This is a genomic window from Marinomonas hwangdonensis (assembly GCF_003721245.1).
GTDB classification, from domain to species: Bacteria; Pseudomonadota; Gammaproteobacteria; order Pseudomonadales; family Marinomonadaceae; genus Marinomonas; species Marinomonas hwangdonensis.
Map to the genome: position 1 here is coordinate 637,349 of NZ_RIZG01000001.1, position 25,374 is coordinate 662,722.

The following is a 25,374-nucleotide window of genomic DNA, read 5'->3' on the forward strand; positions in this document are numbered from 1 at the left end:
ATAAAATGACAACGATCTTTGCAAAACGTCTGTTCGATGGAGAAAATTGGTTGACCAATCAAGAGGTGACTTTTAAAGGGCAACTCATTGAATCCATTGTTTCTAAGGCTGATCCATCAACGGATAATACAGACATAGTTGACTTGCTAGCGCCTGGGTTTATTGATGTGCATGTCAATGGCGGCGGCGGCGCCTTGTTTAACCATACACCAACCTTGGCGGCCCTAGAGAGAATGGTAGCGGTACATGCTCAATTTGGTACCGTGGCCATGATGCCGACGTTAATATCGGATGATTATGAGATCATGTCACAAGCGCATCAAACGGTGTGCCAAGCACTTAAACAAGATATGCCAGGTATATTGGGGATGCATTATGAAGGGCCTTATCTGAATCCCATTCGCAAAGGTGTTCATAATGAATCTCAACTGCGTAAACCCACAGAAGGTAAATTAGCGGCTTTGTTAGACGTGAGTCGTTCGGGCAAGCTCATGGTGACATTGGCGCCAGAGCAGGTGCCAGAAGGCTTTATTGAATGGTTGGTTTCCGAAGGGGCGATTGTGTGTATTGGTCATTCTGCGGCGAGTTATGATCAGGCAAGGCAGGCTGTGATGAACGGCGCTCGCGGTTTTACGCATTTGTTTAATGCCATGACGCCATTGATCAGCCGTGAGCCAGGTGTGGTGGGGGCCGCTTTGCAAACAGATTTACCGACTTGGTGCGGTCTCATTGCCGATGGGCATCATGTTCATCCTGCTGCGATGCGTGTCGCCATTGCCGCGAAAGGCTGTGAACACATGCTTTTAGTGACCGATGCGATTCAAAGTGTGGGGTCAGATGAAAAAGAAATGCCTTTTTTGGGTAAAAGAGTGCTGCGCAGTCAAGGTAAAGTGACCACCGAAGACGGCACGCTAGCGGGCTCGGATTTAGACATGGCGACAGCGGTTCGCAACACCATTTCTTTCATTGGCCGAACGCCAGCAGAAGCCTTGCAGATGGCATCGTTACGACCTGCTGAGTTTTTAGGAATAGACCATCATTTTGGTCGCATTAAACCAGGCTACCGGGCAAGCCTTGTTGCTTTAACGGAAGACTTCATTGTGAAAGCGACATGGATAGATGGGCAGAAGGTATGGGGGCAGGGCGTCGTTTAATTTAAATAAATTGCAATAAAGCTATCTATCTTAGAGTTATGTCTATACTATGGCTTCACGAGCTAGAAAGAAGTCTCTAATTATTAACTCTGCAATACGTTGTTTTATTCATAAAATCCTCGTCCTGAAAGTTTTTAAGTACCAGTCTATTTTTTTTGCAAATTCGGTCTTTTGAAGGCCACTAATATTTAAATCAGGTGATTATTTATGTCTAATACAGTGAAAGGAACCGTTAAGTGGTTCAACGAAATTAAAGGTTTTGGTTTTATTGAGCAAGAGTCTGGCCCAGATGTGTTCGCACATTTCAGCGCCATCGCTAGCTCTGGATTCAAAACTTTGGCTGAAGGCCAACAAGTTGAGTTCGTTGTGACTGCTGGCCAAAAAGGTCCTCAAGCAGAGAATATCACAGTAATCTAATTTACTGTCTGACCTATTCTTAAAAAAGGGTAAGTTCTCCGGAGCTTACCCTTTTTTTGTTTTTCAAACTGTCTTTGTGCCTGCTTTATGTTGGTTTCTAATGTACTTCTGCGTTTGAATCATAAGGTACCTGAAACTTTTCTAGCCTACTTTACGTATCTTTAGGTGGACTTGAAGCGTGTCGTTATGGCACTCAAAGAGTGACTTTTTAAGGGGTATTATATGAACCGTCGACATTTTCTTATTCAAGCCGCCTGCGTGGTTGGTGTGGCAAAAACCTTGAATGTATCAGCTGCAAGTACGGCGCTGGCGTCTGATAAAACATTTGAAATCGTACGCACTAAAAAAGAGTGGCAAGCGAGGCTAAGTGATTTTGAATACCAAGTGATGCGGGAGGAAAAAACCGAGCGAGCAGGATCAAGCCCCCTGTTAAATGAAAAACGCGAAGGTGTGTACGCCTGTAAGGGCTGTGATCTTCCGCTGTATCCTAGCAGTACTAAATACGAGAGTGGCACTGGCTGGCCAAGCTTTTACGATAGTTTGCCTAATGCTATTGGCACAAAAGAAGATAATGGTTTCTTCATGACGCGCACCGAGGTGCACTGTCGTCGTTGTGGTAGTCACTTAGGTCATATTTTTGACGATGGCCCAGCACCAACCGGATTGCGTCATTGTTTAAATGGCGTTTCTCTTGTGTTTCAACCCGCTTAAATTTTTTTCATTTTTTTTTACGATCTTGAAACCTTTTTAAATCGATGTCGTACCTGTTTATAACCATGGCGCATTGTTATGGATCATCAGACTGGAGAAAAACAATGAAATTATTAAGTCTTGTTTCTGTTGCAACAATAGTGACACTTGCTGGCTGTTCTACTGGGGGTATGAAAAGTGCCGATGAAAATACCAACCCTATGGTGGGTGGGGCTCCGATGTTTGCGAGTAAAAATATTATTGAAAATGCGGTGAATTCAAAAGACCATACAACGCTTGTTGCCGCGGTTAAGGCGGCAGGCTTGGTTGAGACGTTGCAAGGCCCCGGCCCTTTTACTGTATTTGCACCAACCAACTCAGCGTTTGATAAACTACCAGAAGGCGCCGTTGCTAATCTTCTGAAACCTGAAAATAAAGCGGCTCTAACCAAGGTGCTGGCTTGTCACGTCGTAAAAGCAGACGCTCTGTCTGGCGCGATTAAAACCATGATCGATGACGATAAGGGCAAACACCCAGTGCCTACGATTGGCGGCTGTACTTTAATGGCTACCTACATGGGCGATAAGATCATGCTTGAAGACGAAAATGGCCGTGTTGCTAATGTGACGATTGCGGACGTTCAGCAATCTAATGGTGTGATTCACGTGATCGATACTGTGCTTTTGCCTAAGTGATCGATCCGTTATTTCAGTGTTAATGCGGATATGTTGATTATATGAAGGCTTAGCTTCTGTTGATAAGGTAGAAGCTAAGCCTTTTACTTAGTTAATGAAACAGATCTTTAATTAGTTTAATGCCTTCTTCTTGACCACCTTTGTTGTATGCATCCAATAATGCAGAACCAAGGATCGCGATGTCAGCTTTACCAATAAGTTGCTCAATCTGAGCGCGTTCGCGTAAACCAAAACCGACGCCCAATGGTGCACTGGCGTGTTGTTTGATTTGTGCCAAATAGTCATCCAACGACGTTTGCTTTACTTTTCCTTCGTGGCTTGAGTGTCCAGTTACACCGGAACGAGCGACACAGTACAAAAAGCCACTGGCATTGCTTGCTAGCATGGCCAAACGGTCTGGTGGTGTTACTGGCGTTACCAACCAAACTGGATCGATGTTATTGGCTTTGCAAGCGTCTTTGTAGGCAGTGGCTTGTTCCATTGGCAGGTCGGGTAAAATCAAACCTACAATATTTTCTTCAGCTGCTCGCTTGGCAAGCTTATCCATGCCGAAACGATACATTGGGTTTAAATAGCTCATTAATACAATGCGGCTATTTGGGTAGTCATTTGCAAGCTTTCCTAGTTGTGACAAGCACGTTTCCACGTCTAGCTTTTGCTCCAATGCTTTATGGCAAGCCGCCACAATGCTTGGGCCGTCGGCTACAGGATCAGAGAAAGGAAACTGCACTTCAATGAAGTCCACGCCTTCTTTCATTAGCCGAGCCATCCAATCCAAACTTTCTTCTACACTTGGATAGCCATACACCACATGGGTCATCGACAAAATAGGCTTTGTCTGGCGTTTTTCTTCAATAAAAGCGGCTAACTGGCTCATGCTGTTTCCCCTTTGTGGTCTTGAGTCGTCGGATAGGCGGCAAGGTAATCGGTTAAGAATTGTGGGAAAGTCTCATCTTGAACGGCTTTTGCCACGTTAAAGATGTCTTTGTCGCCACGGCCTGATAAGTTGATCACAATCTTTGTGTCTTTAGGTAAATTCGGCGCATCTTTGAACGCTCCCGCCAAAGCATGAGACGATTCTAATGCTGGAATAATGCCTTCTTTCTTCAATAGCAAAGTACAAGCTGCGACTACGTCATCGTCCATGGCATACGTCATTTGGATACGACCAATTTCAGTAAGATGCGCGATAATAGGCGAAACACCCACGTAATCTAAACCAGCGGCAATAGAATGCGTTTCTTGTAACTGGCCAGCCTCATCTTGTAAAAACATGGTGGCAAAACCTTGTGCAATACCCGGTTGTCCTAAGTTGTGAGATAAGCGAATAGAGTGCTCGCCAAGCTCTAACCCTTTACCACCGGCTTCTACACCAACCATTTCCACTTCTTTGTCATCAAGGAAAGGTAAGAACAAGCCACACGCATTAGAACCACCGCCAACACAAGCGTACAAACGGTCTGGGAATTGACCAAACTGCGCCACACTTTGCTCGCGAACTTCGTTACCAATCACCGATTGAAAGTACGCCACCATTTCTGGGAAAGGTGCGCAACCACAAGACGTACCGATTAAATAATGACTTTCTTCGTGGCTAGAAGACCAGTCACGTAATGCTTCATCTAGCGCATCGCGTAGAGTTTGAGCTCCCGTAGTAACGGGCACAACGGTTGCGCCAAGTTGCTTCATCCAGAAAACGTTTGGATACTGACGCTCAATGTCTTTTGCGCCCATGTAAATCGTACATTCAAGACCCAAGCGCGCCGCAACAAGGGCAGTAGCGATACCATGCTGGCCCGCGCCTGTTTCGGCAATCACGCGTTTTTTGCCCATGCGCTTAACCAATAAACCTTGGCCAATCACGTTGTTCATCTTGTGGGCGCCACTGTGGTTTAAATCTTCACGCTTAAGGTAAATTTGCGCGCCGCCAAAGTGTTCCGTTAAGTTTGCGCAAAACGTCAAAGGCGTAGGGCGGCCAGAAAACTGCTGCCATTGTTTGTTCAGCTCAGCGAGAAACTCTGGATCATTTTTGGCTTCTTCGAATGCGTGCAAAATTTGCTGTTGGCTCGAATAAAGGATTTCAGGAATATAGCTACCGCCGTATTGCCCGTAGAAACCGTTCTCGCTTTGCATGATGTGCTCCTAAAATTGGATATTTATTTAACTATACCGTTTAGTTAATTTAATGAGATGATAGACGTTCGTCAAGTGTTTTCAAATGAAAGCGAACAGATCCTTTCAAAAGACAGTGAAACACTCTAATGGACTACCAAAAAAGCGCAAGCAAACAGAGGCAATCATGGCAAGAGGAAGACCCAGTAAGAAAGACCACATCGTCAAAGTGGCATCGGGGTTGTTTACCGAACAGGGTTATCAAAGCACCAGTATTGACCAAGTCGTATTAGCGGCCGCTGTGTCCAAGCCCACAGTATACAGTAATTTTCCGGCCAAGCTTGTGCTCTGGGAGAAGGTGCTCACCCTGTTAACAGAGCAAGCACAAAAAGACATGCAAGTGCGCTTAACCAAGCTACAAAAGCAAGCCAACAGCGCTTTGATTGACGGCTGGATCACACTCTGGGAAGAGTGGGTCAACACCCCAGAGCACCTTGCTGTGTACCGTATACTGCTCGGAGAACAACACAAAATGGCTGACTCAACTTTCGCCTTGTTTGCCGAATTTGAAAAAGTATTAGAAACCACCTTAATGGCCTGGATCGACCGCTTTTCCGTCTCACCAATGAACTTCTTCGCACTCAAAGCCGTGAGCAAAGAAGCCCTTTTAATGCCCGCCTTATTTAATCAAAAAAAGATGGAGAAAAAGGAACTAACACAACAGCTTAACAGCCTGATGACCGGTGTTTCATTCCCAAATGGCTAAGTTAAAGTCATTACGATCAGAAATAATACGAAAAGGATATTTGCTGCGTTGTGGTGTTAGTTTTGGTTTTGGTTTTGATGATTTTGTATTCATAGGCGAATGAATGACTTTCTCTTCTGTAAATACTGAGAGATTGTGTATCAAGGTTTTTGGTCTCATATTTTATCGAGAAGGCGTTGGATTTAAACTGAACGCCAGAATAGACAGGGAAGGTTGCAGAACGCGATAACTCAATGCTGGGTAAACTATAAAACATAAACTGAGACACATTGAAACCAGCGCCTAGCCCCGCACTGACTACTGGGTATAATGTTTCTGATTCCGTTCGATCTGCTCCAATTCTCAATCTCCATGACGGAGTTCGCGTCACAAAATTCAGTGGAGTGACTGAGCGTATTTTGACCAGATCAAGGGATTCTACTTTAGCTGAGTCGTTTACTGCAGATATCTCTATTGCACCCGCTGTGAGCTTGGATGAAAGATAGTGTTGAGATCGTTGTTCAAAATGATTGAAATCGACCGCTGATAACGTAATGTCCATCGAATCTTTTTCAAATTTGATTTTTGCTGATGAGACAGAGAGCCCATCTAAATCCTTGTCGTCGGCTTTGTGGTGTAGTGGGATTTTGCGTTGTAAGGCTTCCTCTTTGCCGAAAGTATCTAGTATGTTTCCGTATGAATCATTTGGTCTGCCGTAACTTTCAAAGCTTAAGCGAGAGGCCAGTACAGCTACATTGCCGACATCATCGCTATGATTAGAGCTGATAGGTTGTGTGTTTGAAAACATGTCTCTAACGTCAGCTCGCTCTTTTGTGCTTAGCTTTTTGTATTCAGTATTGAAATTGTGAAATAGGGAATTAAGCTCAAATCTCTCTGTATTCACAGTCTCTTGAACTTTTTTTTCTAAAAAGACAGGGGTGATAATCTTTGGAGCTTCATCAAAGCAACTGCAGGAATAGGCAAGGGCTTCAAATAGGTAAGTCGAGCAGTTTTCTGTAAAAAAATTGTAGGTCAATGTATTTGATAGCTTGTCATCAAAAAAGCCAATCATTCTATCTTTATTGAAATGCGAATCGGGCAGTTTGATGAACTTTAACTTTCTAGATTCCCTATTATTGTAAGAATCTAAAATCTGGTGGAGGGGAACAACGTTTATTTCAGCCGGTATTTGTGAAAAACCGCCTTTAAGTAGCTGCTCGGTAGCCGTTAAATTTTCTGTTGGTGCCAGTACAGAAATAACCGGTGAAAAATAAAAATCCTCTTCGTCTAAAAAGAGTAGCAGTGAATGCCCAAAGTAAGACATTGGGGATTTAAGGCTTTCTCCTGCGATGATCAAATACGGCTCTTTATTACTAAGAAGTTGTTTTATGTCCCTTTTAGTATCACGTTTGACAGCACATGGTTCTAGCGCTTTCATTACATTAGAATGAAACTGGTACGCCGCTTTTTGCTCAAGAATTGCCGGTAATAGCACTACGTCTGGATTGCAGCCCAAATCGTTGATTTGCTTTCTTAAGCTGTCGTAGCCGAGCCCTTCTTGATTTTCTATCTGAGATATCAATGGAGAAGCGTTTTTTAAAATAAATTCAGAAAAGCTAATATTAAACTTTATGTTTCCAGCGAAGACACTAGGAGAGGAAAATAAAAAAACCAGTATGAAGGTTGTAAAAACAACATAGACATACTGGCTTTTCTTTAACATGTTAAAAAATTATTGTTTTACAGGCATTTCAACGTAAATAGCATTTGGAGCGTATTCGTATACAGCACCAGTGATGAAGTCAGTTGTCGATAAATCCCAGAAGATATTAAGCACAGCAACTGGATCAAATTCTTTTGTTATGTTTCTTGTTACTGATTCATAACCATCTTTAGTAAACATAACTGTTTGTGCTTTGTTTTTCTTAAATGAAGCACTAACAGGTGTCTTACCGATTAAAGCACCATCAACGTAAACACTCACGCCTTCAACATTCGAGTTAAAGGTTAATGTTTGGTTTGATCCAGAAATAATGGTTGCACAGCCTGAAAGCAATAAAACCAAAGAGGATAGGGCAATAACTAGGAATTTTTTCATTTTAAGTCCATTAAAATAATTGAGTTGAATTTTGAAGTGGCGATTGTACTTAAATAATCGATTCTGTCAAAGTTCATTTTTTTATTCTTAAAGTTTGAATAGTATTGACGATTTTTTACCCTATCGCTTCTTCAATGTTTTCTTCAACCTGTTCTTCAATGCGCCCTTTTTCTGCCCAGTACATAAGGCACAGGGCTAGGGTACCCATGATGGCGAATCCACCTGAAATGGGCATTAGGGTGTTGTTGTACATTTGGCCGATGACGGTGCCGATACTCATGGACATGATGGAGGATACTGAACCGATGACAGCAGAGGCGATGCCAGCGACGTGGCCCATAGGTTCCATGGCCAGTGAATTGACGTTGCCAAACAGCAATCCAAAGCAGAAGAATAAAATGGCGGCGTACCCTAAAAACATCCACAAGCTGATAGTGACAAAAGCGTGTAGGGAAAAGAAGCCAATCGAGGCCACTACCACAACGCAGATGGCACGAAAGGCAATGGCTCTGGGGCCGTGTTTTTCGACGATGCGTGAGTTGATTAAGGACGCAAAACCCAATACCAAGGCCAATAACCCAAAGTAAAAAGCAAATAAGTTGCCTGTGTTGAATTGCACCTGAAAAATTTGCTGCGACGAGTTCAAGTAGCCAATAAAACTCCCAAAGAATAACCCCATACAAATAGTGTAGCTGGCGGTAATTCGGTTGGTTACGACTTCTTTAAAACCGTCATAAAAGCCAGTTCTGGTAAACGCAATACGATTTGATTTCGGTAGGGTTTCTTTTAAGCGCCAGCCAATCCAGACCATTAAGATGATGGCATAGGCAAGGTAGAGTTCGAAAATCCCCCGCCAGTCACTCACAAACAGAATGGCTTGACCAAGGGCTGGGGCGATGGCGGGCACTAAAACAAAGATCATCATGACCAAAGACATAATGCGTGCCATTTGTGCTCCGTGGTACAAGTCACGAACCAAGGAAATAGCTGAAATGTAGGGGCCAGCAACGCCGAGTCCTTGAATAAAACGGCCTAGCATGAGTATTTCTAAGCTGTCGGCTTGATAGCAAATGACGGTGCCCACTAGATACAAAGCAAAGCCACCAAACAAGATAGGGCGTCTACCCAAAGCGTCAGACAAAGGCCCGCATATTAACTGACCTACCGCCAGGCCTAAAAACAACATACTAATCAGTAACTGCGGTTGGTTTGCCGTTGCCGCATTCAGTTCATTACCTATGATACCAAGTGCTGGTAGCAAGGCGTCAATAGAAATGGCCGTGATGGACATGAGTAAGGCCACCAATAGCGTAAACTCTTTTGAACCCATGCCCGAAGCGGCTGTGTTGTTGTGCGCGTTTTCCATATGTCATCCAATGAAGCTAAGAGGTATGAAACCCCAAGGTTAAGCTCTGTACCCGTGAGCGGTTTAGTAGCTAAGCATTATACTCAGCAAAAGTGACGCTCGACCGACTTTTATGTGGATAGAATGAGAAAGTTCACAAGGTGGAATTTTGGCGATGTGAATCAAAATAATGCGATAGAAATCACTATTTTGATTGTGTTCAAGTGGCGAGTTTAATAGTATAAAAAAGCAATTTTTGTGTAAATAATATGCATAGTTTTTTTGATGACAAGAAGGTTAAAAACTTTGTTAAAGGGATGTTTTAAATGAGTACCGTTAATCAAATGACCAAGGCTTTTACGTCCTTTTGTCCCTCTGTTTATCTGCATTTTTTTTCAGACACGCTATCTGTTTTGGATCTCTAAATTACATTAGAGGTTAATGTCTATTTCTTTGTTCTTTTAACGGGAATTTTTCATGATTATTCGTGCTCTTTTTGGTCGTTCGGCGTTGGCCGTTGTTGTTCTGGTTGTCGTGTCGGGCTGCGCTCAAACTGTGTCTAACACGACAGCCGCCGCTTTGGACTGTAATGAAAACTACACGCGCTGCGCTCCGTTGGTGGAACGCAACTCGGTAGATACGTCATCGTTTAAAGAAACATCGTTAGACACGCCTGCTAGTACTAACACAAAAAATGCGGGGCAAGAAGCCGCTACAGCGGTTGCCTCCGATGCGATGAAAAATAAGTTGACGCCACCAGTAATAATGCCTGTGTTGTTTGGTTTTGATCAAGCCACAACCAACCAGCTGGAGCTGGAGGCAGTGGTGCGTTTTCTTCTTACCTATCCCAAAGTGACGCTCACTCTGCATGGTTATACAGACCCGATAGGACGCCAAGACTACAACCAAACCTTGTCTTATCAACGAGCTAAGTCTGTTCACGACCGATTGGTTTTAGCGGGCGTTGCGGTACAGCAAGTTAGCATTACGGCTCATGGTGAGAACAATTTGGTTGTCAGTGAGGCTTCCGGTGAAAAGGTAAGCTCAAGAGCTGACCTTATTGAATATTACGCGCCTAATCGTCGTGTGGTGTTGGAATTTAATTTGCCTGACACATCGTCGTCATCTCATTCACTTTAAACTGCATTCTTTAAGGAAAAATCATGACTGTTCAACCTTTGTCTGCTAAGGCGACGCCTTCCCAAAACGTGACCACCAAAGCGGTGTTCACTAAAAATCGATTTGCTAAGACGGCCCTGGCGTTGCTTGTGGCAACCGCTGTGGCGGGTTGTTCGGTTTCTCCTTCACGCTTAAGTGACAATGATGTTATGGCGAATACGGTTGAGAACCAAACTCTGTTAGCCGAAGACTTTGCTCCGGTTACGCAGGCTATTGACCTTAACGAAGCGTTTGCTCGTACGATTAAGCATAACCGTGATGCCCGTCTAAAGGCTTTTGAAGCCGTGGTGTCACAGGGGCAGTTGGCGGTGGATCAGTTTGATATGTTACCTGAACTTGCCGCCCGAGCTGGCTACACCTACCGTAATAATTATGCGGCGTCGGCGTCTGTGTCGTTTTCCGGTGATGAGCCGGCGGCACTGGGTAATAATCCGAGCTATTCTGTTTCGTCCGATAAAAGCACAGTGAATGCGAGCATTGGCGCCACTTGGGACGTGCTGGATTTTGGCTTGTCGTATTTTCGAGCCAAGCAACAAGCGGATCGTTTTCTGATTTCCAAAGAGCGTGAGCGCAAAGTCGTCCATAACATCATGCAGCAAGCGCGTAACGCTTATTATCGGGCGGTGTCTGCTGAACGACTATTGAACAAGATTAATCCATTGATCATTCAATCCCGCTCTGCGCTAGCGGATTCAGCACGTATTGAGCAAATGCGTGCGCAGTCGCCGATGGAAGCCTTAAATTACCAAAGAGCCCTGTTGGAGTCTTTACGCACCTTGCAAGACCTACGCAAAGACCTGATGCCAGCCAAGGCGGAATTAGCAACGTTAATGGGGCTTAACCCTGCTGAGCCATTTGAACTGGCTGATGTCTCAACACCAAATTTCCAAGTGCCAGAGTTTAATCTGGACATTAGTGCCATGGAACGGACGGCCTTGGTGCGTCGTCCTGAATTGATCGAAGCACAGTATCAAGAGCGCATCACCAAAGAAGAAATCAGCTCATCATTTTTAACGTTATTTCCGAATCTGAGCTTAAATGCGGGTGTGTACTACGACGGCTCAGATTATTTAAGAAATAATGATTGGACCAGTGCTGGTTTAGGGGTGAATTGGAACCTCATGAACGTCTTTCGCTATGGTAAAATCGATCAGCTTAATAAGTTAAAAGTGGCTGCCACCAAACAGCAGGCGTTGGCCGTTTCCATGGCGGTCATCTCACAGGTACACATTGCCAATATTGAGTATGCAGAAGCCCAAGACACCTATGACTTATCGACGCGTTATTTGGATGTAGCGAACCGTATTCAAGAGCAGGTGCAATCCAGTCGCGCTGCCCAAAACGTCGGTGAGTTGACGGTAATCAGTGAAGAGCTGAATGCCTTGTTGGCGGAACTACGCCGCGATCTGGCGTATGCCGATTTGCAAAATACCTTCGGTAAAATGCTGGTATCTATGGGCTTGGATCCACTGCCAAATGGCTTTGGTGGCATGAATTTAGAAGAACTTTCCAGTGCCTTTGACATCATGTTTGAGCGTTGGTCACAAGGTGACGTAGATGTAGTCAGTGAAGAACAAATGCAAGCGGCTTACTTATCCGTCAAGGCCATGAGGGAAGAGGGGTAAAGTATGTGGCACAAGGCTGGTATTGTCGTTATGGCTTTTTCTTTAGCGAGCCCGCTTGCTGCACAAACGACCAATGCCCGAGGGCTTTTGGTCGCCACTCATCAGGCGACCTTGTCGAGTGAGTTGGCGGCGAGAGTGGTTGAGTTGCCTAAAAAAATGGGCGAATCTTTCAAGCAAGGCGATACCCTTGTGGCGTTAGATTGTCGCTTGTTTGAGGCCCAGCAGGATAAAGTTTCTGCCGAAGTGAGGATAGCGCAAATACGTTTGGAAAATACCAAGCAGCTTAACCAGCTTCGCTCTATTGGCACCCTTGAGGTGGCTATAGCGGAATCGGAACTGCAAAAAATCATCTCGGAACAGCGCATCGCTCAACTTAACGTGGAGCGGTGCGAGATCAAAGCGCCATTTGATGGCGCGGTTGAGCAGCTGGATATTTCCCCTTTTGAAGTCGTACAGCAGCAGCAAGCCTTGCTCAAAATTGTGGGGGTTAGCCGTTTAGACGCAGACATTATTGTTCCTGCTGAATGGCTATCTTGGTTAAAAATAGGCGCCTCCACTCGTTTGCAAGTAGAAGAAACACAGCAAGTGTTACAGGCGTTTGTCAGCCATATCGGCCCAAGCGTCGATCCGACCAGTCAAACCGTGCAAATACGAGCTAGTATAAAAGACGTACCCGCCAAGGTGTTGCCGGGAATGAGCGTGTTGGCCAAATTCAATGAAGTGGCGTTAACCCGTTAACAACAGCAAGAAGGCTGTGCGTCAAGTTATTAAACGAATGTCTAACAAGGCCAGCTAAAAGACAAGCTAAATTGCCGAAGACGTTACTGAAAAAATATACCCCTAAGAGGTGGTGATCATGAAGAAGCAAGATTCCAATAAGCCAAACAAGTCAGCAGCCGCTAAACGTGCTCCAGTCAATAAAAAGCAGGCTCGCAAACCGCTTATTTCGGCCTTAGAGCCGCGACTCTTGTTAGACGGTGCTGCTGTGGTCACTGCAGTAGAGGCATTCACTGACTCACAGCTTCATGATGGATTTCAAACCGACGCAAGCCAGCAAGACACAGATACTTCTCTCGTCATCGCCCCAACTGAAGTGAGGGCGGTTGATCCTGCGTTAAATAATGGCAAAAAAGAAGTAGTCTTTATTGAAGACAACGTGGCTGATTACCAGACTCTAATAGACGGTATTGGTGCGGGTATAGAAGTTGTCTTATTGGACTCCACTCAAGACGGCCTCGCGCAAATGGCGTTATGGGCGCAGAGCAACAGTGACTACGATGCGATTCATATCATCAGCCATGGCGCCGAAGGGCAAGTCAATTTAGGGGGATTTAGTCTAGATAATTTTACCGTTAACACTCGTTCTGCTGATCTAGCTCAGCTGGGCGCGGCGCTTAATGAAGACGGTGATTTGCTGCTTTACGGCTGTGAAGTCGCCAGCGGCGAAGGGCAAGACTTTATTATCGCTTTAGCCCAAGCCACCCAAGCGGACGTGGCCGCGTCGGATGACTTGACGGGTTCTGCTGTGTTGGGTGGGGATTGGCAGTTAGAATTCCAACAAGGACAGATAAGCGAGACACAATTTTTAGATGATTCTGTTGAAGATATTTATCACTATACTTTAGCGCCAGTCACAGAAATAACTTCTACATTTACAGGACTTGGAAGTTCAGATACAGGCGGTACAGGATTTAAGTCATTAACAGACCCTAATTTGGTGGTAAGTAACGGTTTTATTGCTGCAAATCCAGATATTTATTTAAATGATGTTAGTTCATTGAGCCAGCAATTAATTATAAAGGCTGATAATACTGACGCAGAATCATTTGATGTCAGTGCGGTTAAATTATATGCATTCAATGCAAACGGAATAACTATCGACTCTACTTCGACAATTGTGTTCAAAGATAAAACTGGCGTTGTGCTGCAAACAATGACTTTGAATTCAGATAAGGTAATGGCTCAAAACGTAGATACAAATATATTTAATATGTTCGATACTGGTAATAGTTCACCAGTAACGAATGTTAGCTCTATTGAGTTCAATTTTGTGATTGCCGGTAGTTCTGCAAATGGAAATAATTTTTCTAGCTTAACGTTTAAAGACATTACTTACACTAATGTAGTTGCCCCCGCCCCCACGGTCACCTCCGCCACCTACGATGCCAGCACCAACTCGCTGGTCGTCACCGGAACCGGTATGACAACTGGCGACACCATCACCACGGGCAACTTGTCGCTGACCGGAGAGGGCGGTGCCAGCTACACCCTCACCAGCGCCAACGTGACTGCGGCCAGCGCCACCTCGTTCACCGTGGCCCTGAACGCCGCCGATCAGGCACATGTGGAAAGCTTGCTGAACAAAAATGGTACCGCCTCTGTAGGTAATACCACTTTCAATATCGCCGCCGCCGCTAACTGGGATGCTTCGCGCACCACCGCTGAAGACTTGACCGGCAACACGGTTACTGTCAGCAACTACACTGCTACCGCAGTCTCCTTTATCGAGACTGATGCGGACTATGGTTCTGCAACCGCGACAAAAATAGTTATAGATAATACGTCAACAGATAGAACCATCACATTCAGTGATGATGGTGGAGGTAACCTTCTTGGTTTTGACGGCGGTGGCTTGTATGCGTCGAATGATGTGAGTGGAGACGGCAATGGAACGCAATTAACCATTGATATTGAATCTGGTTATTCGTTTGATTTGACAGGTGTGAGTGAGCTTGGAGGGTCAAGCACGGTCACTGTATCGTATACCAACGCGGATGGTTCGACGGGTGAGCCAACTGCGCTAAGCTCGGTTTTTCCGCTGAATGATGTTAAGCAAGTGGTTCTGTCGTCAACAGATTACGCTGTATTCAATGATTTCTTAATAAGTGATGTTAAAGCTATTGTAACTGGCCCCACTGTCACCTCTGCCACCTACGATGCCAGCACCAACTCGCTGGTCGTCACCGGAACCGGTATGACCACAGGCGACACCATCACCACGGGCAACTTGTCGCTGACCGGAGAGGGCGGGGCCAGCTATACCCTCACCAGCGCTAACGTGACCGCAGCCAGTGCCACCTCGTTTACTGTGGCCCTGAACGCAGCCGACCAGTCCCATGTAGAAGGCTTACTGAACAAAAACGGCACCGCCTCCGTCGGCGCGACCACGTTTAACATCGCCGCTGCCGCCAACTGGGATGCTTCGCGCACCACCGCCGCAGACCTGACCGGCAATGGTGTCACCGTCAGCAATGTACAGACCCCGACCATTACCAGCTCTACCTATGATGCCAGTACGGGTGTACTGACAGTGACGGGAAGCAATCTGGTCAACGCCGACGGTGCTGCTAACGACATTACCGCCAATAAATTCACCTTTAAAGGGGACTCTAGCGATTACACGTTAACGGATACTTCTAACGTAGAAATCACGTCTGCTACCGAATTTACCATCACCTTATCGGCAACCGACAAGGCGGCCCTTGCATCGCGCCTTAACAAAGATGGCGACACCTCAACGGGAGGGACAGGCTATAACCTTGCCGTTGCCGATGACTGGAACACAGTAATCACAGGAGGCGACACCGCCGATCTCACCGGAAACGGCATTACTGTTAGCAATTACACCGCTCCCGCTGTCAACGCGGTCTTCGATTTCGAAGCTGGAACCGGCACATTCACCGTAGCTGGTGATAATGCATCAGCGACATTTGCTCACTCATCAGCGGGAGTGACGCTTACTGCTACAGCGTTAAATGACGTTATCTACACTGGTTCATTTGGCGGAGTTGGAAGCAAGCTGGGTGGCGCGGAAACGCTTTACTATGGAGATAATGGAGAGGGTACTCAGTTAACATTTGCAATAACTGGATACACATTTGATATTAGCTCAATAAAGTTATACAACAACGGCCCTAGTGATACATTCACAATTACAACATCAAAATCGGGAACACAGTCATCAGGAATTGTAGCCGACTCTACCAGTAGTGGCGTCATCAGTATGAGCGGCGCAAATTTTACTGGCATTTCAAGTTTTACTATAACCAGCAGCAATAGTTTTATGATAGTTGCTGTAGATGACATTAATCTTAGCAATATCACCGTAGCTAGTGACACCACAGCACCCACTGTCACTTCTATTGAACGACAAACTTCTTCAAGTTCGATCACTGATGCGGATAGTGTTGTATATCGGGTAACATTTGATGAAGCCGTTAGCGCAATTGATGCGGCTGACTTTAGCGTTAGTGGTACGACGGCCACCGTAACCAATATCTTAAGTGCGGGTGGTAATGCTTACGATGTGACGGTTTCTGGCGGAGACTTAGCTGCGTTAAATTCGACTGTTACGCTGTCTTTTGCAGGTGAGCAAAATATCACCGATACTGCAGGCAATGCTCTGGCTGCGACCACACCAACAGGCACAAATAACTCAACGTATGATGTTGTCAATTCACCTACTGTGACCACAGGTGATAATACTGGCGATAACCTATCTTTCTCCGACTACACAGCCGACCTCGCCGATGGTGATGGTTTGTCATTGGCGGAGGCACTGCATTACGCTTCGGCTAACCAGACGGTGGCATTCGATCTGGCATCTGGTTCAACCGTGAATATGAATGGTGGTACGTTGACTGTTGCGTCAGGCGTCACCTTTGATACCGACTCTATGAGTGCCTTGACCATTTCTAACGGCACATTGTCCCTTGGCGGAAACGTCACATTTACCAATGGAACCAGCGATGTATTAACGGTATCTAGCACGCTGGCTGGATCGGGCGCCTTGACAAAATCCGGTTCCGGCATACTTACCTTGACTGGAGCAAACACCTATACCGGTTTGACCACGGTTTCAGCGGGAACCTTGGCAGTGGCGGCAGATTCTAATCTGGGCTCAGGTGCTGTGTCTTTGAACGGCGGTACTTTGGATGTGACAGCTAACACTACTATAGACAATGCTGTGACGCTGACTGGTGATGCCACAATTCAAACAGATTCTAGGCTCACCCTCTCCGGCACAGTGTCGGGCGACGGCAATACTCTGACCAAGACCGGTAGCGGTGATCTGAAGTTGTCGGGGAACAACAGTGGTTCTGCAATGGCGACTACAGTTACTGCTGGTAATCTGATGATCTCGTCCAACGACAATCTCGGCACCGGCACGCTTACCCTAGACGGCGGTACGCTCTATCTTCAGAGTGCATCTGCTATTACCCACGGTATCACGCTTGGCAGCAGCGGTGGGACTATCCAGGTGACGGGTTCTGCTGACTCGACGGTCAGTGGTAATATTACTGGTTCGGGTGCCTTGACTAAGGGCGGTGGCCGCGTGTTGACACTAGGCGGAAGCAACAGCTTTTCTGGCGGCTTTAACATTGCCGGTAGCGCCGGCGGTGCAAACGTCATCGTGGCCGACGGGACCAATCTTGGTACCGGTGCAGTGACGCTAACCCAAGGCTTGCAGATCACAGGTTCTGGCACCATCACCAACAACTTCGTGTTGAATGGCGGTTTAATCAGTAATGCGAATGGTGTGATCTTGTCTGGAATACTTTCTGGTTCGGGTAATACTGAGAAATTAGGTGCTGGAACATTGTCTCTGTCTGGCACAAATACTTACACAGGTACAACGACTGTTTCTTCCGGTATCTTGAGCGGTACAACATCAAGCTTGATTGGTAATATTGTTAATAATGCATCCGTTTGGTTTGATCAAAGCACAACAGGGGTATATGACAAAGTAATCAGTGGTACTGGGTCTGTGTCTATTGCCAGTGACGGTTCTGTTGAGTTTTCAGGTGTGAATACGTACAGCGGTCAAACGGTCGTCGGTTACTTAGCGACGCTTATTTTGTCAGGAGGGAATGCGTTATCAGACAGCGGAGCGGTGACAGTATCGTCACCGTTTACTCTAGTTTTGAAAGATAATGAGACCATAGGTTCGTTGGAGGGCGTTGGCTCCATAAACCTGTCTGACTACACATTGACGACTGGCGGTAATAATATTAACACTGAATTCTCAGGTATTATTTATGGTGCCGGCGGTATAACCAAAGTAGGGTCGGGCATTTTTACTTTGAGTGGCGAGAATACTTATACTGGGGCGACTGCTGTATCTGCGGGTAACTTAGTTGCATCAGGTGGCAGTGCGATTGCCGACACTAGCGCGTTGACAGTTTCATCGGGCGCGACGTTCGAATTAGATAATTTTGATTCTGAAACGGTCGGCTCTATTGCGGGGACTGGAAGTATTGTTGCCAATGGTGGCACCTTGACCGTTGGCGGTAATAATACTTCGACCACCTTCTCCGGTGTGATGTCGGAAGGTTCCGAAGCCGTTGCTTTGATTAAATTAGGTAGTGGTACTCTGACCTTGTCGGGTAGTAATTCATATACCGGTGCGACGACGGTTTCCGCGGGTACGTTATCTGTAACGGGCACTCTGAATGGACCAAACGCAGCGATAACGACCGTCAATGCGGGTACTCTTGAAGGTTCTGGTTCGATCAATAGTGCAGTATTAGTCAATTCAGGTGCGACATTGTCAGCAGGGATAACGGGAAGTGCTGGTACGTTAACCATAAATGGTGATTTGAGTTTTGATGAAGGTGTCATGGAATCCCTCATTGTTGATGAGAGTCATTATGACAAGGTAGTCGTCAATGGCACGGTAACATTGAGTAATAACTCGAGTTTATCGCTTTCTGGTGACTATGTTGTACCAGCGGCTGCAGAAGCTCAGAGTTTTGAACTGCTTAGTAACGATGGTTCAGATGCAATTACTGGCCGTTTTTCTAGCCTTACTGAAGGTGCCGCTAAGACATTTAACAGTGTTGATTTAGCGACGTCCTACGTGGGTAGCACAGGCAATGATTTCCTATTGACAGGTACAGCCATTGCTAGTGTGACAGGCGTTTCGGCAACGACCGACGATGGTCACTACAAAGTGGGTGATACGATCGCGATTACCGTTGCCTTTAGCAAGGCTGTGACTGTTGATACCACTAACGGCACACCGCAACTTACCTTGGAAACGGGCACAACAGATCGTGTTGCGAATTATGTTTCTGGTACTGGCTCGGACACATTGACCTTTTCTTATACGGTGCAAGAAGGCGATACCAGCTCAGATCTGGATTATATCAGCACGGCTGCTTTGGTGCTGAGCAATGGCACCATCAAAGATGGCACTAACGATGCCATTTTGACCTTGCCAACCCCTAACTCTAGTGGTTCATTAGCGGTCAATAAAGCCATTGTGATTGACACCACAGCACCAAGTGCCACATCGACACCTGACTTGGCCACTGTGTCCGACACAGGTGTTTCAAGTACCGACAACATTACCAATGACAACACGCCGACGGTCACAGGCACCGCAGAAGCGAATGCGACGGTAAAACTCTATGATACGGATGGCACAACAGAGCTGGGTACAACCACCGCCGATGGCTCAGGTAATTGGGCCATCGCCAGCAGTGCACTATCTGCTGGAGCCCATACTTTAACCACTAAAGCCACCGATGCAGCGGGTAACGTGAGCGTGGCCTCGTCTGGTTTAACGATCACGATTGATACCACGGGTCCGACCTTGTCTAGTTCATCTCCTGCTGATAACGCGGTGCAAGTGACACAAAGCGGCGACATTATCCTGACTTTTGATGAAGACATTAGTGGTATATCAGGAGTTGATAATATTTCTTTGGTTAATGTCACTACCGGCGTAACAGTCGAATCATTTAATGCTGGTACACTAACGATATTAGGTAAGACACTCACTATAACGCCATCAGCAGACCTTGACGAAGCAACAATGTACGCTATTCGAGTGGACGGCAATGCGGTACGTGACATCGCTGGGAATACCTATGCTGGCATCAGCGACAATACCACACTGAACTTCACCACAGGTGTGACCGACTCTGTGGCACCAACGTTCTTGTCGATTCAGCGCACCAGCGATGCGGTGATTACTGGTTCGACGACCAGTTTTACCTTAACCTTTAATGAAGCGGTGGATGTCACAGCAGCGGACTTTGTACTGGCGATAACTGGCTCAGTAGCTGGCACCATTGGTTCTATCTCGGGCTCGGGTACGAATAGCATTACGGTTAATGTCACGGGCGTTTCTGGTGTGGGATCACTTGGTTTGAATCTGGCCTCTGACCATGCCGTCAAAGACCTAGCTGGTAACAATTTAGCCACAGTGGAGCCTGCGGACGATGAGGCCTACACCGTTGATACGGTAGCACCGACGTTAATTTCAATAAACCGCGTAGACAGTGCTACGACGAATGCCGACTCAGTACAGTTTATCGCGGTGTTTAGCGAAACCGTAACAGGTTTGGGTATTGATGATTTCGAATTAACCGGAACGGCGACCAACGGTGCAAATATTAGCAGCGTAACGGGTACCGGCAATGGTTTTGTGATTACTGTTGCTGGTGTGACAGGCGATGGTACTTTGGGTGTGCAACTGAAATCGGCCGCGACCGTGACCGATACCGCTACAAATGCCTTAACAACAACCACAGCCAGCGCCGTCACTGAGCAATATACGATAGATAACTCTGCACCGACGGCTACCGCGATTATCACGACCAATACCGCGTTAAGTACGGCCGATTCGGTGACTTTTAATGTGACTTTTAGTGAAGCCGTTACCCATGTCAGTATGGATGACTTTGAAATCTCTGGTGATGTGACGGGTACAGTGTCAGCCGTATCGGGTTCGGGCTCTTCTTATACCGTTACTGTTAGCAATGTTGTCGGTGATGGTGCCCTTGGCTTGAACTTCAAGTCTGGCCAAAACATGACAGACATTGCGGGCAATGCGTTGGCTGTTACAGAGCCGACAACGGACGAATCTTATGCTATCGACAATACTTTGCCGACGGTGACCAGTATTAGCCGTGGCATGGTTAACCAAGTGAAAGCGGGTACGGCCACTGATGTGGTCTTTACCGTGGTCTTTAGCGAAACGGTTTCCGATATCGCCATGGGTGATTTTGCTGTCACGGGCAATGCCACTAACACAGGTGTGAGCAGCGTTTCCAGCGCCGATGGTAAAGTCTTTAAAGTGACGGTGAGTGGGGTCAATGGCAGTATCGGCCAAACGGTCGGCTTGAGTTTCACAGGCTCCGTAAATGATGCAGTGAATCAAGCTTCTACAGCGCAATTTACCGCTGGCGACCATTATACAATTGCAGGCACCTTACTAAATGAAGGCGCGTTAAGCCAAGCGCAGCTTGATGCCATTGTCGATCTAAACCGCGAAGGCACCTTGCTAGAGCAATCGGTCGCGGATGCCAAACAAGTGGTTATTATTGACTCCCGTGTGCCGGGTTTAGTCGAGCTGACCAAGCAAGCGAATCCAGAAGCGGATATTTGGTTATTGGATGGTTCACGCTCTGCGACTGAACAGATTACCGAGATCTTAGCCAACTACAACGATCTGGATGCATTGCATATCCTTTCTCACGGTGGAGCAGGGGAAATCTACCTCGGCGCAGAGACCCTTTCTGCCGATGCTATTAACCAAAACAGCGCCACCTTTGCGGCGTGGGACAATGCCCTCAGCGACAGCGGCGACATCCTGCTATACGGCTGTAACGTCGCCCAAGGGGACACCGGCATCGCCTTTATCAACCAACTCGCCCAAGTCACAGGCGCGAATATCGCTGCTTCTGATGACCTAACCGGCTCGGCTGAGCTGGGTGGCGATTGGGAGTTGGAAGTGAAGAGTGGGGAGGTAGAGACTAACGGAATAGAATTAGATAGTTATGGTGATACGCTTATTCCTACTAGCTCTGTTTTCGACATGACGAATGCTACTCAGGTCAGTTCCCCAGCTGCCGATTCGAGTATTGGTGATGGTAAGGAATACAAAATACAACAAACTGTTGACGGGGTAACGGTTACGATCAGTTCGGATGCTCCAACAGGAAATCCTGTGTATAACACATTACTGGACTACAGCAACGGTGGCTTTTCTGGGAAAGTGTTCTGGACCTATGTAAATAATGTAAATCAGGTCAGTTTAGTATTTAGTGAGCCCGTTCTTATTAGCTCTTTCTATGGTACATATGGAGGTGTAGCTGCAAAACATGGGGTACCTGATCCAGGAGAAGGTCCATTCATATGGAATGTTTCTAATGGCAGTAACTCAGCTCAAGTGTCTGTAAATATGATGCAGCCTACGCAATTTAATCTCTCTAGTTTGGGGGCAGTAACTCAGTTAACCATTACATCAAGTGTAACAACTGGGCATGACTTCGTGATTGATACAATCCAATTTGAGAAGCCTGCATCTGATACTGCTGCCCCTACATTTGATTCAACTCCTTCTGTTAGCAATATTTCTGCCACCACAGTCGATTTAGAGACCGATATTGATGAAGCCGGTAAAGTCTATTACGTGGTAGTGGCGGATGGCGCACAACCTCCTACGGCGGCTCAAGTCAAAGCGGGGGTTTCATACGATGATAATAATGGACGTGGGGCAACGGTTATTACATCCGGCAATGCTACCGTTTCAGGTGGTGATTTCTCTAATACTTTCAATGTTACAGGCTTAACGGCTAGTACCTCGTATGATATTTACGTGGTAGCTGAAGACGATGAAAGCACACCGAATATGCAATCGAGTGTGACAAAAGTAGATGTCACAACTATTGCGCCACCCAATCAGGCACCAGTTATTTCTGATGCTGAGGCAGGTCAGGCTGTTAACGATGCATCAACGGTAGCGCCATTTAGCTCTATGTCTCTGTCCGATGCGGACAATGATAATGTTTCCATTACCGTGGCCTTGGATACGGCGGCGAAAGGGGCCTTTACTGCTGCTTCATTGACGGCGTCTGGCTTTACCGATAATAACAATGGGACATACTCGTTAGCCTCTACCACTGTTGCTTCTGCTCAGGCGGCCTTGCGTCAGTTGGTGTTTAGCCCTGCTGATAACCGTGTGGCTCCCGGCTCAACCGAAACCACGACCTTTACCATTACGGTAAACGATGGCACCGCCAATGGTACCGATAACATTACTACCGTGATCAGTACCTCGGTCAACGATGCACCAACCGATATTAGTCTGTCGGATGAGGCGTTTAGTCATTCCGAAGGCTCTGCAAATGTGGTGGTTGGTAGCTTCTCTGCGACGGATGCGGATACCGGTGAAAGCTTCACGTACTCCCTAGTTGCGGGTACTGGTGATACGGATAATGGCAAGTTCAATATTGATGGCGCCAATCTGCGTGTGACGGACCGTGCGAATGTGCCTGCTGGCACTTATAGCATCCGTGTACAGGTGAACGATGGCGATGCCACATTTGAGAAATCGTTCAGTATTACGGTGAGTGATGATATTGCACCGACTATTAGTGCTGTAGTACCTGCCGACAATGCCACTGGGGTGTCGGTCGCGGACTCTATTGAGATTACCTTTGATGAGGGGGTTCAGTTAGGTAATGCTGGCACCATTACCCTGTACGATATTACAGGCAATGGTGCGAATAGTTTGACCATTGATGTGGGCAACCACAATGGGCAGCTTGCTATTGTGGGTAATAAATTGACCATCAACCCAACGAATAATCTGATGGCGACCAACCAGTACGCCATTCAGATAACGGCGGGTGCGTTAACAGACAGTTCAGATAATGCTCTAGCAGCCATCAGCGATACAATAAGTTATAACTTTACCACGGGTACGGTAGACACTACAGCGCCAACGGTTGCGATTGTAGATATTGCCGATCCTACTCAACCCAATGCGGGTACGGTTACTATTAACTTCAGTGAGCAAGTGACTAATGTTGATATTAGCGACTTTACACTGACTAAAGATGGCTCTCCTGTATCGCTTTCAGGCATAACGGTAGAGGGCTCAGGTAGCGCCTACACGCTGAATCTTTCGAGCGTGACGACGGCGGAAGGTATTTATGTATTGACGCTAAATACCTCTGATATCACAGATACTTCGGGTAATGCCTTGTCCGCTGGTGACAGCGAAACCTTTATTATTGATACCACTGCACCAGCGGGTGTGGCGATTGTTCGCACGGGCGCCGAAAATCAAAACGGCAGTGCGGCCACCTTTACTGCGGTATTCAATGAAGCCGTGAGTGGAGTGGATGCCGCTGATTTTGTATTGACTGGCACCGCCGCTGGTGGCTCTATCACGAGTGTGACGCAAGTCTCTGATTCGGTTTATACCATTACAGTGAATGGCGTTAGTGGTGATGGTACTTTGGGGGTGAATTTAAAAGATTCTGGAACAGGGATCACTGATACGGCGGGTAATGCGATAAGTGCCGGTGTGACTGGGCAACAAATCACTATAGATAATACAGGTCCAAGTGTTGTTGCGATTAACCGAGATGGTGCTGTGTTAACCACCGCAGACAGTACGACCTTTACAGTGACTTTTGATGAGGCCGTAACCGGTGTCGATGTTAGCGACTTTAGTTTATTTGGTGGCGCGTCGGGTACTGTGGCTTCCATATCCGGTTCTGGTGCGACTTACCAGGTGACTGTGAACAATATCAGCGGCGATGGTAGTCTTCGTCTTGACATTAAAGCTTCTGGTACGGGCATTACTGATACAGTGAGTAACGCCATCGGGGCTGGATTTACCTCTGGCGATACATTAACGATTGATAATACCGCCCCTGTTGTGACTGCCTCTCAAGCTTTTAATCTTGATGAAGGCATGGTGGCTGATACCGTTATCGGCCAAGTTAAAGCCACAGATACGAACGGAGTAAGTCAGTTCTTGATTCAATCGGGTAACGACAATGGCTACTTTGCGATTGACAATAATGGTGTCGTGACGCTTACCAGCGTGGGTGCTGCAGCGATTGATTATGAAACTGCAACGTCTTACACGCTCGATATCGTGGCGACCGACGCAGTAGGGCAAGCGTCCAGTGCAGCGGCTGTCACTATCTCAATTAACGATATCAACGACAATGCGCCTGTGTTTAGCTCTGCTGCAACAGCGAGTTTGGCTGAAAATACAGTGGTGACAACGCCCGTTTATACTGCAGCGGCTACTGATGACGACGGTACCCCCGCCTATAACAGCGTGACTTATAGCTTAAAAGCGACGGGTGACCACGATGCCTTTACCATTGATACTGCAACTGGTGAAGTCAAGCTGAAAGCCGCGGCGGACTATGAAACGAAGTCATCCTACAGCTTTACCGTCATCGCCTCTGATGGCATGCGCAGTGTTGAGAAAGGCGTGACCGTCAGTGTCAATGACTTGAATGACAATACGCCAGTGATCACTTCAGGGGCGACTGG

The 25,374-nt window shown here is 46.6% G+C and carries 14 protein-coding genes; 9 read left to right on the top strand and 5 right to left on the bottom strand.

Going from position 1 to position 25,374, the window contains the following annotated elements; genetic code table 11:
* Positions 1 to 5 precede the first annotated feature (5 nt).
* The 4 genes from nagA to EBI00_RS02940 all read left to right on the top strand — a co-directional run bounded on the left by nagA (position 6) and on the right by EBI00_RS02940 (position 2,956).
* Positions 6 to 1,154, top strand: a complete 1,149-nt coding sequence (nagA, locus tag EBI00_RS02925) for an N-acetylglucosamine-6-phosphate deacetylase (RefSeq protein WP_241556931.1) — start codon at positions 6 to 8, stop codon at positions 1,152 to 1,154.
* A gap of 207 nt (positions 1,155 to 1,361) precedes the next feature.
* On the top strand, positions 1,362 to 1,571 hold the full coding sequence (locus EBI00_RS02930; protein ID WP_123094413.1) for a cold-shock protein: 210 nt from the start codon (positions 1,362 to 1,364) through the stop codon (positions 1,569 to 1,571).
* A 222-nt stretch (positions 1,572 to 1,793) separates the two neighbouring features.
* A complete protein-coding gene (gene msrB, locus EBI00_RS02935; protein ID WP_123094414.1) occupies positions 1,794 to 2,282 on the top strand; it encodes a peptide-methionine (R)-S-oxide reductase MsrB in 489 nt (162 codons plus the stop codon).
* A 104-nt stretch (positions 2,283 to 2,386) separates the two neighbouring features.
* On the top strand, positions 2,387 to 2,956 hold the full coding sequence (locus tag EBI00_RS02940) for a fasciclin domain-containing protein (RefSeq protein WP_123094415.1): 570 nt from the start codon (positions 2,387 to 2,389) through the stop codon (positions 2,954 to 2,956).
* A gap of 91 nt (positions 2,957 to 3,047) precedes the next feature.
* On the opposite strand, the gene trpA is transcribed toward EBI00_RS02940, so the two are convergent.
* On the bottom strand, positions 3,048 to 3,833 hold the full coding sequence (gene trpA / locus EBI00_RS02945; protein WP_123094416.1) for a tryptophan synthase subunit alpha: 786 nt from the start codon (positions 3,831 to 3,833) through the stop codon (positions 3,048 to 3,050).
* Positions 3,830 to 5,089: a tryptophan synthase subunit beta gene (trpB, locus tag EBI00_RS02950; protein ID WP_123094417.1), complete on the bottom strand. Its 1,260-nt coding sequence runs from the start codon at positions 5,087 to 5,089 to the stop codon at positions 3,830 to 3,832. The genes trpA and trpB overlap by 4 nt, the downstream gene beginning before the upstream one ends.
* A 166-nt stretch (positions 5,090 to 5,255) precedes the next feature.
* Between trpB and EBI00_RS02955 the strand changes: the two genes are divergently transcribed.
* Positions 5,256 to 5,834: a TetR/AcrR family transcriptional regulator gene (locus tag EBI00_RS02955; protein ID WP_123094462.1), complete on the top strand. Its 579-nt coding sequence runs from the start codon at positions 5,256 to 5,258 to the stop codon at positions 5,832 to 5,834.
* A 16-nt stretch (positions 5,835 to 5,850) separates the two neighbouring features.
* Here EBI00_RS02955 and EBI00_RS02960 read toward each other — a convergent pair whose 3' ends face one another.
* The 3 genes from EBI00_RS02960 to EBI00_RS02970 all read right to left on the bottom strand — a co-directional run bounded on the left by EBI00_RS02960 (position 5,851) and on the right by EBI00_RS02970 (position 9,277).
* Positions 5,851 to 7,536, bottom strand: coding sequence for a lipoprotein N-acyltransferase Lnb domain-containing protein (locus EBI00_RS02960; RefSeq protein WP_123094418.1), 1,686 nt, complete (start codon positions 7,534 to 7,536; stop codon positions 5,851 to 5,853).
* A gap of 9 nt (positions 7,537 to 7,545) precedes the next feature.
* Positions 7,546 to 7,911 carry a PEGA domain-containing protein gene (locus tag EBI00_RS02965; RefSeq protein WP_123094419.1) on the bottom strand — a complete coding sequence of 122 codons (366 nt, stop codon included), beginning with the start codon at positions 7,909 to 7,911 and terminating at the stop codon, positions 7,546 to 7,548.
* 115 nt (positions 7,912 to 8,026) lie between these two features.
* Positions 8,027 to 9,277, bottom strand: a complete 1,251-nt coding sequence (locus EBI00_RS02970; protein WP_123094420.1) for a multidrug effflux MFS transporter — start codon at positions 9,275 to 9,277, stop codon at positions 8,027 to 8,029.
* A 456-nt stretch (positions 9,278 to 9,733) separates the two neighbouring features.
* Here EBI00_RS02970 and EBI00_RS02975 point away from each other — a divergent pair, with 456 nt between their 5' ends.
* The 4 genes from EBI00_RS02975 to EBI00_RS02990 all read left to right on the top strand — a co-directional run.
* Entirely contained in the window at positions 9,734 to 10,396 is a 663-nt protein-coding gene (locus tag EBI00_RS02975) for an OmpA family protein (RefSeq protein ID WP_123094421.1), read from the top strand.
* Between the two features lie 23 nt (positions 10,397 to 10,419).
* Complete coding sequence (locus tag EBI00_RS02980; RefSeq protein ID WP_123094422.1) at positions 10,420 to 12,060, top strand: TolC family protein; 1,641 nt, start codon at positions 10,420 to 10,422, stop codon at positions 12,058 to 12,060.
* A 3-nt stretch (positions 12,061 to 12,063) separates the two neighbouring features.
* On the top strand, positions 12,064 to 12,798 hold the full coding sequence (locus tag EBI00_RS02985) for an efflux RND transporter periplasmic adaptor subunit (protein ID WP_123094423.1): 735 nt from the start codon (positions 12,064 to 12,066) through the stop codon (positions 12,796 to 12,798).
* A gap of 118 nt (positions 12,799 to 12,916) precedes the next feature.
* On the top strand, positions 12,917 to 25,374 hold a 12,458-nt coding region (locus EBI00_RS02990; protein WP_123094424.1), incomplete at its 3' end, for a DUF4347 domain-containing protein.

What these genes read in the sequence shown, in the direction of transcription:
- trpB (WP_123094417.1), bottom strand. Translation starts at nt 5,089, where the DNA reads ATGCAAAGCGAGAACGGTTTCTACGGGCAATACGGCGGTAGCTATATT.
- EBI00_RS02965 (WP_123094419.1), bottom strand. Translation starts at nt 7,911, where the DNA reads ATGAAAAAATTCCTAGTTATTGCCCTATCCTCTTTGGTTTTATTGCTT.
- trpA (WP_123094416.1), bottom strand. Translation starts at nt 3,833, where the DNA reads ATGAGCCAGTTAGCCGCTTTTATTGAAGAAAAACGCCAGACAAAGCCT.
- EBI00_RS02980 (WP_123094422.1), top strand. Translation starts at nt 10,420, where the DNA reads ATGACTGTTCAACCTTTGTCTGCTAAGGCGACGCCTTCCCAAAACGTG.
- EBI00_RS02930 (WP_123094413.1), top strand. Translation starts at nt 1,362, where the DNA reads ATGTCTAATACAGTGAAAGGAACCGTTAAGTGGTTCAACGAAATTAAA.
- EBI00_RS02975 (WP_123094421.1), top strand. Translation starts at nt 9,734, where the DNA reads ATGATTATTCGTGCTCTTTTTGGTCGTTCGGCGTTGGCCGTTGTTGTT.
- msrB (WP_123094414.1), top strand. Translation starts at nt 1,794, where the DNA reads ATGAACCGTCGACATTTTCTTATTCAAGCCGCCTGCGTGGTTGGTGTG.
- nagA (WP_241556931.1), top strand. Translation starts at nt 6, where the DNA reads ATGACAACGATCTTTGCAAAACGTCTGTTCGATGGAGAAAATTGGTTG.
- EBI00_RS02985 (WP_123094423.1), top strand. Translation starts at nt 12,064, where the DNA reads ATGTGGCACAAGGCTGGTATTGTCGTTATGGCTTTTTCTTTAGCGAGC.
- EBI00_RS02940 (WP_123094415.1), top strand. Translation starts at nt 2,387, where the DNA reads ATGAAATTATTAAGTCTTGTTTCTGTTGCAACAATAGTGACACTTGCT.
- EBI00_RS02960 (WP_123094418.1), bottom strand. Translation starts at nt 7,536, where the DNA reads ATGTTAAAGAAAAGCCAGTATGTCTATGTTGTTTTTACAACCTTCATA.
- EBI00_RS02970 (WP_123094420.1), bottom strand. Translation starts at nt 9,277, where the DNA reads ATGGAAAACGCGCACAACAACACAGCCGCTTCGGGCATGGGTTCAAAA.
- EBI00_RS02955 (WP_123094462.1), top strand. Translation starts at nt 5,256, where the DNA reads ATGGCAAGAGGAAGACCCAGTAAGAAAGACCACATCGTCAAAGTGGCA.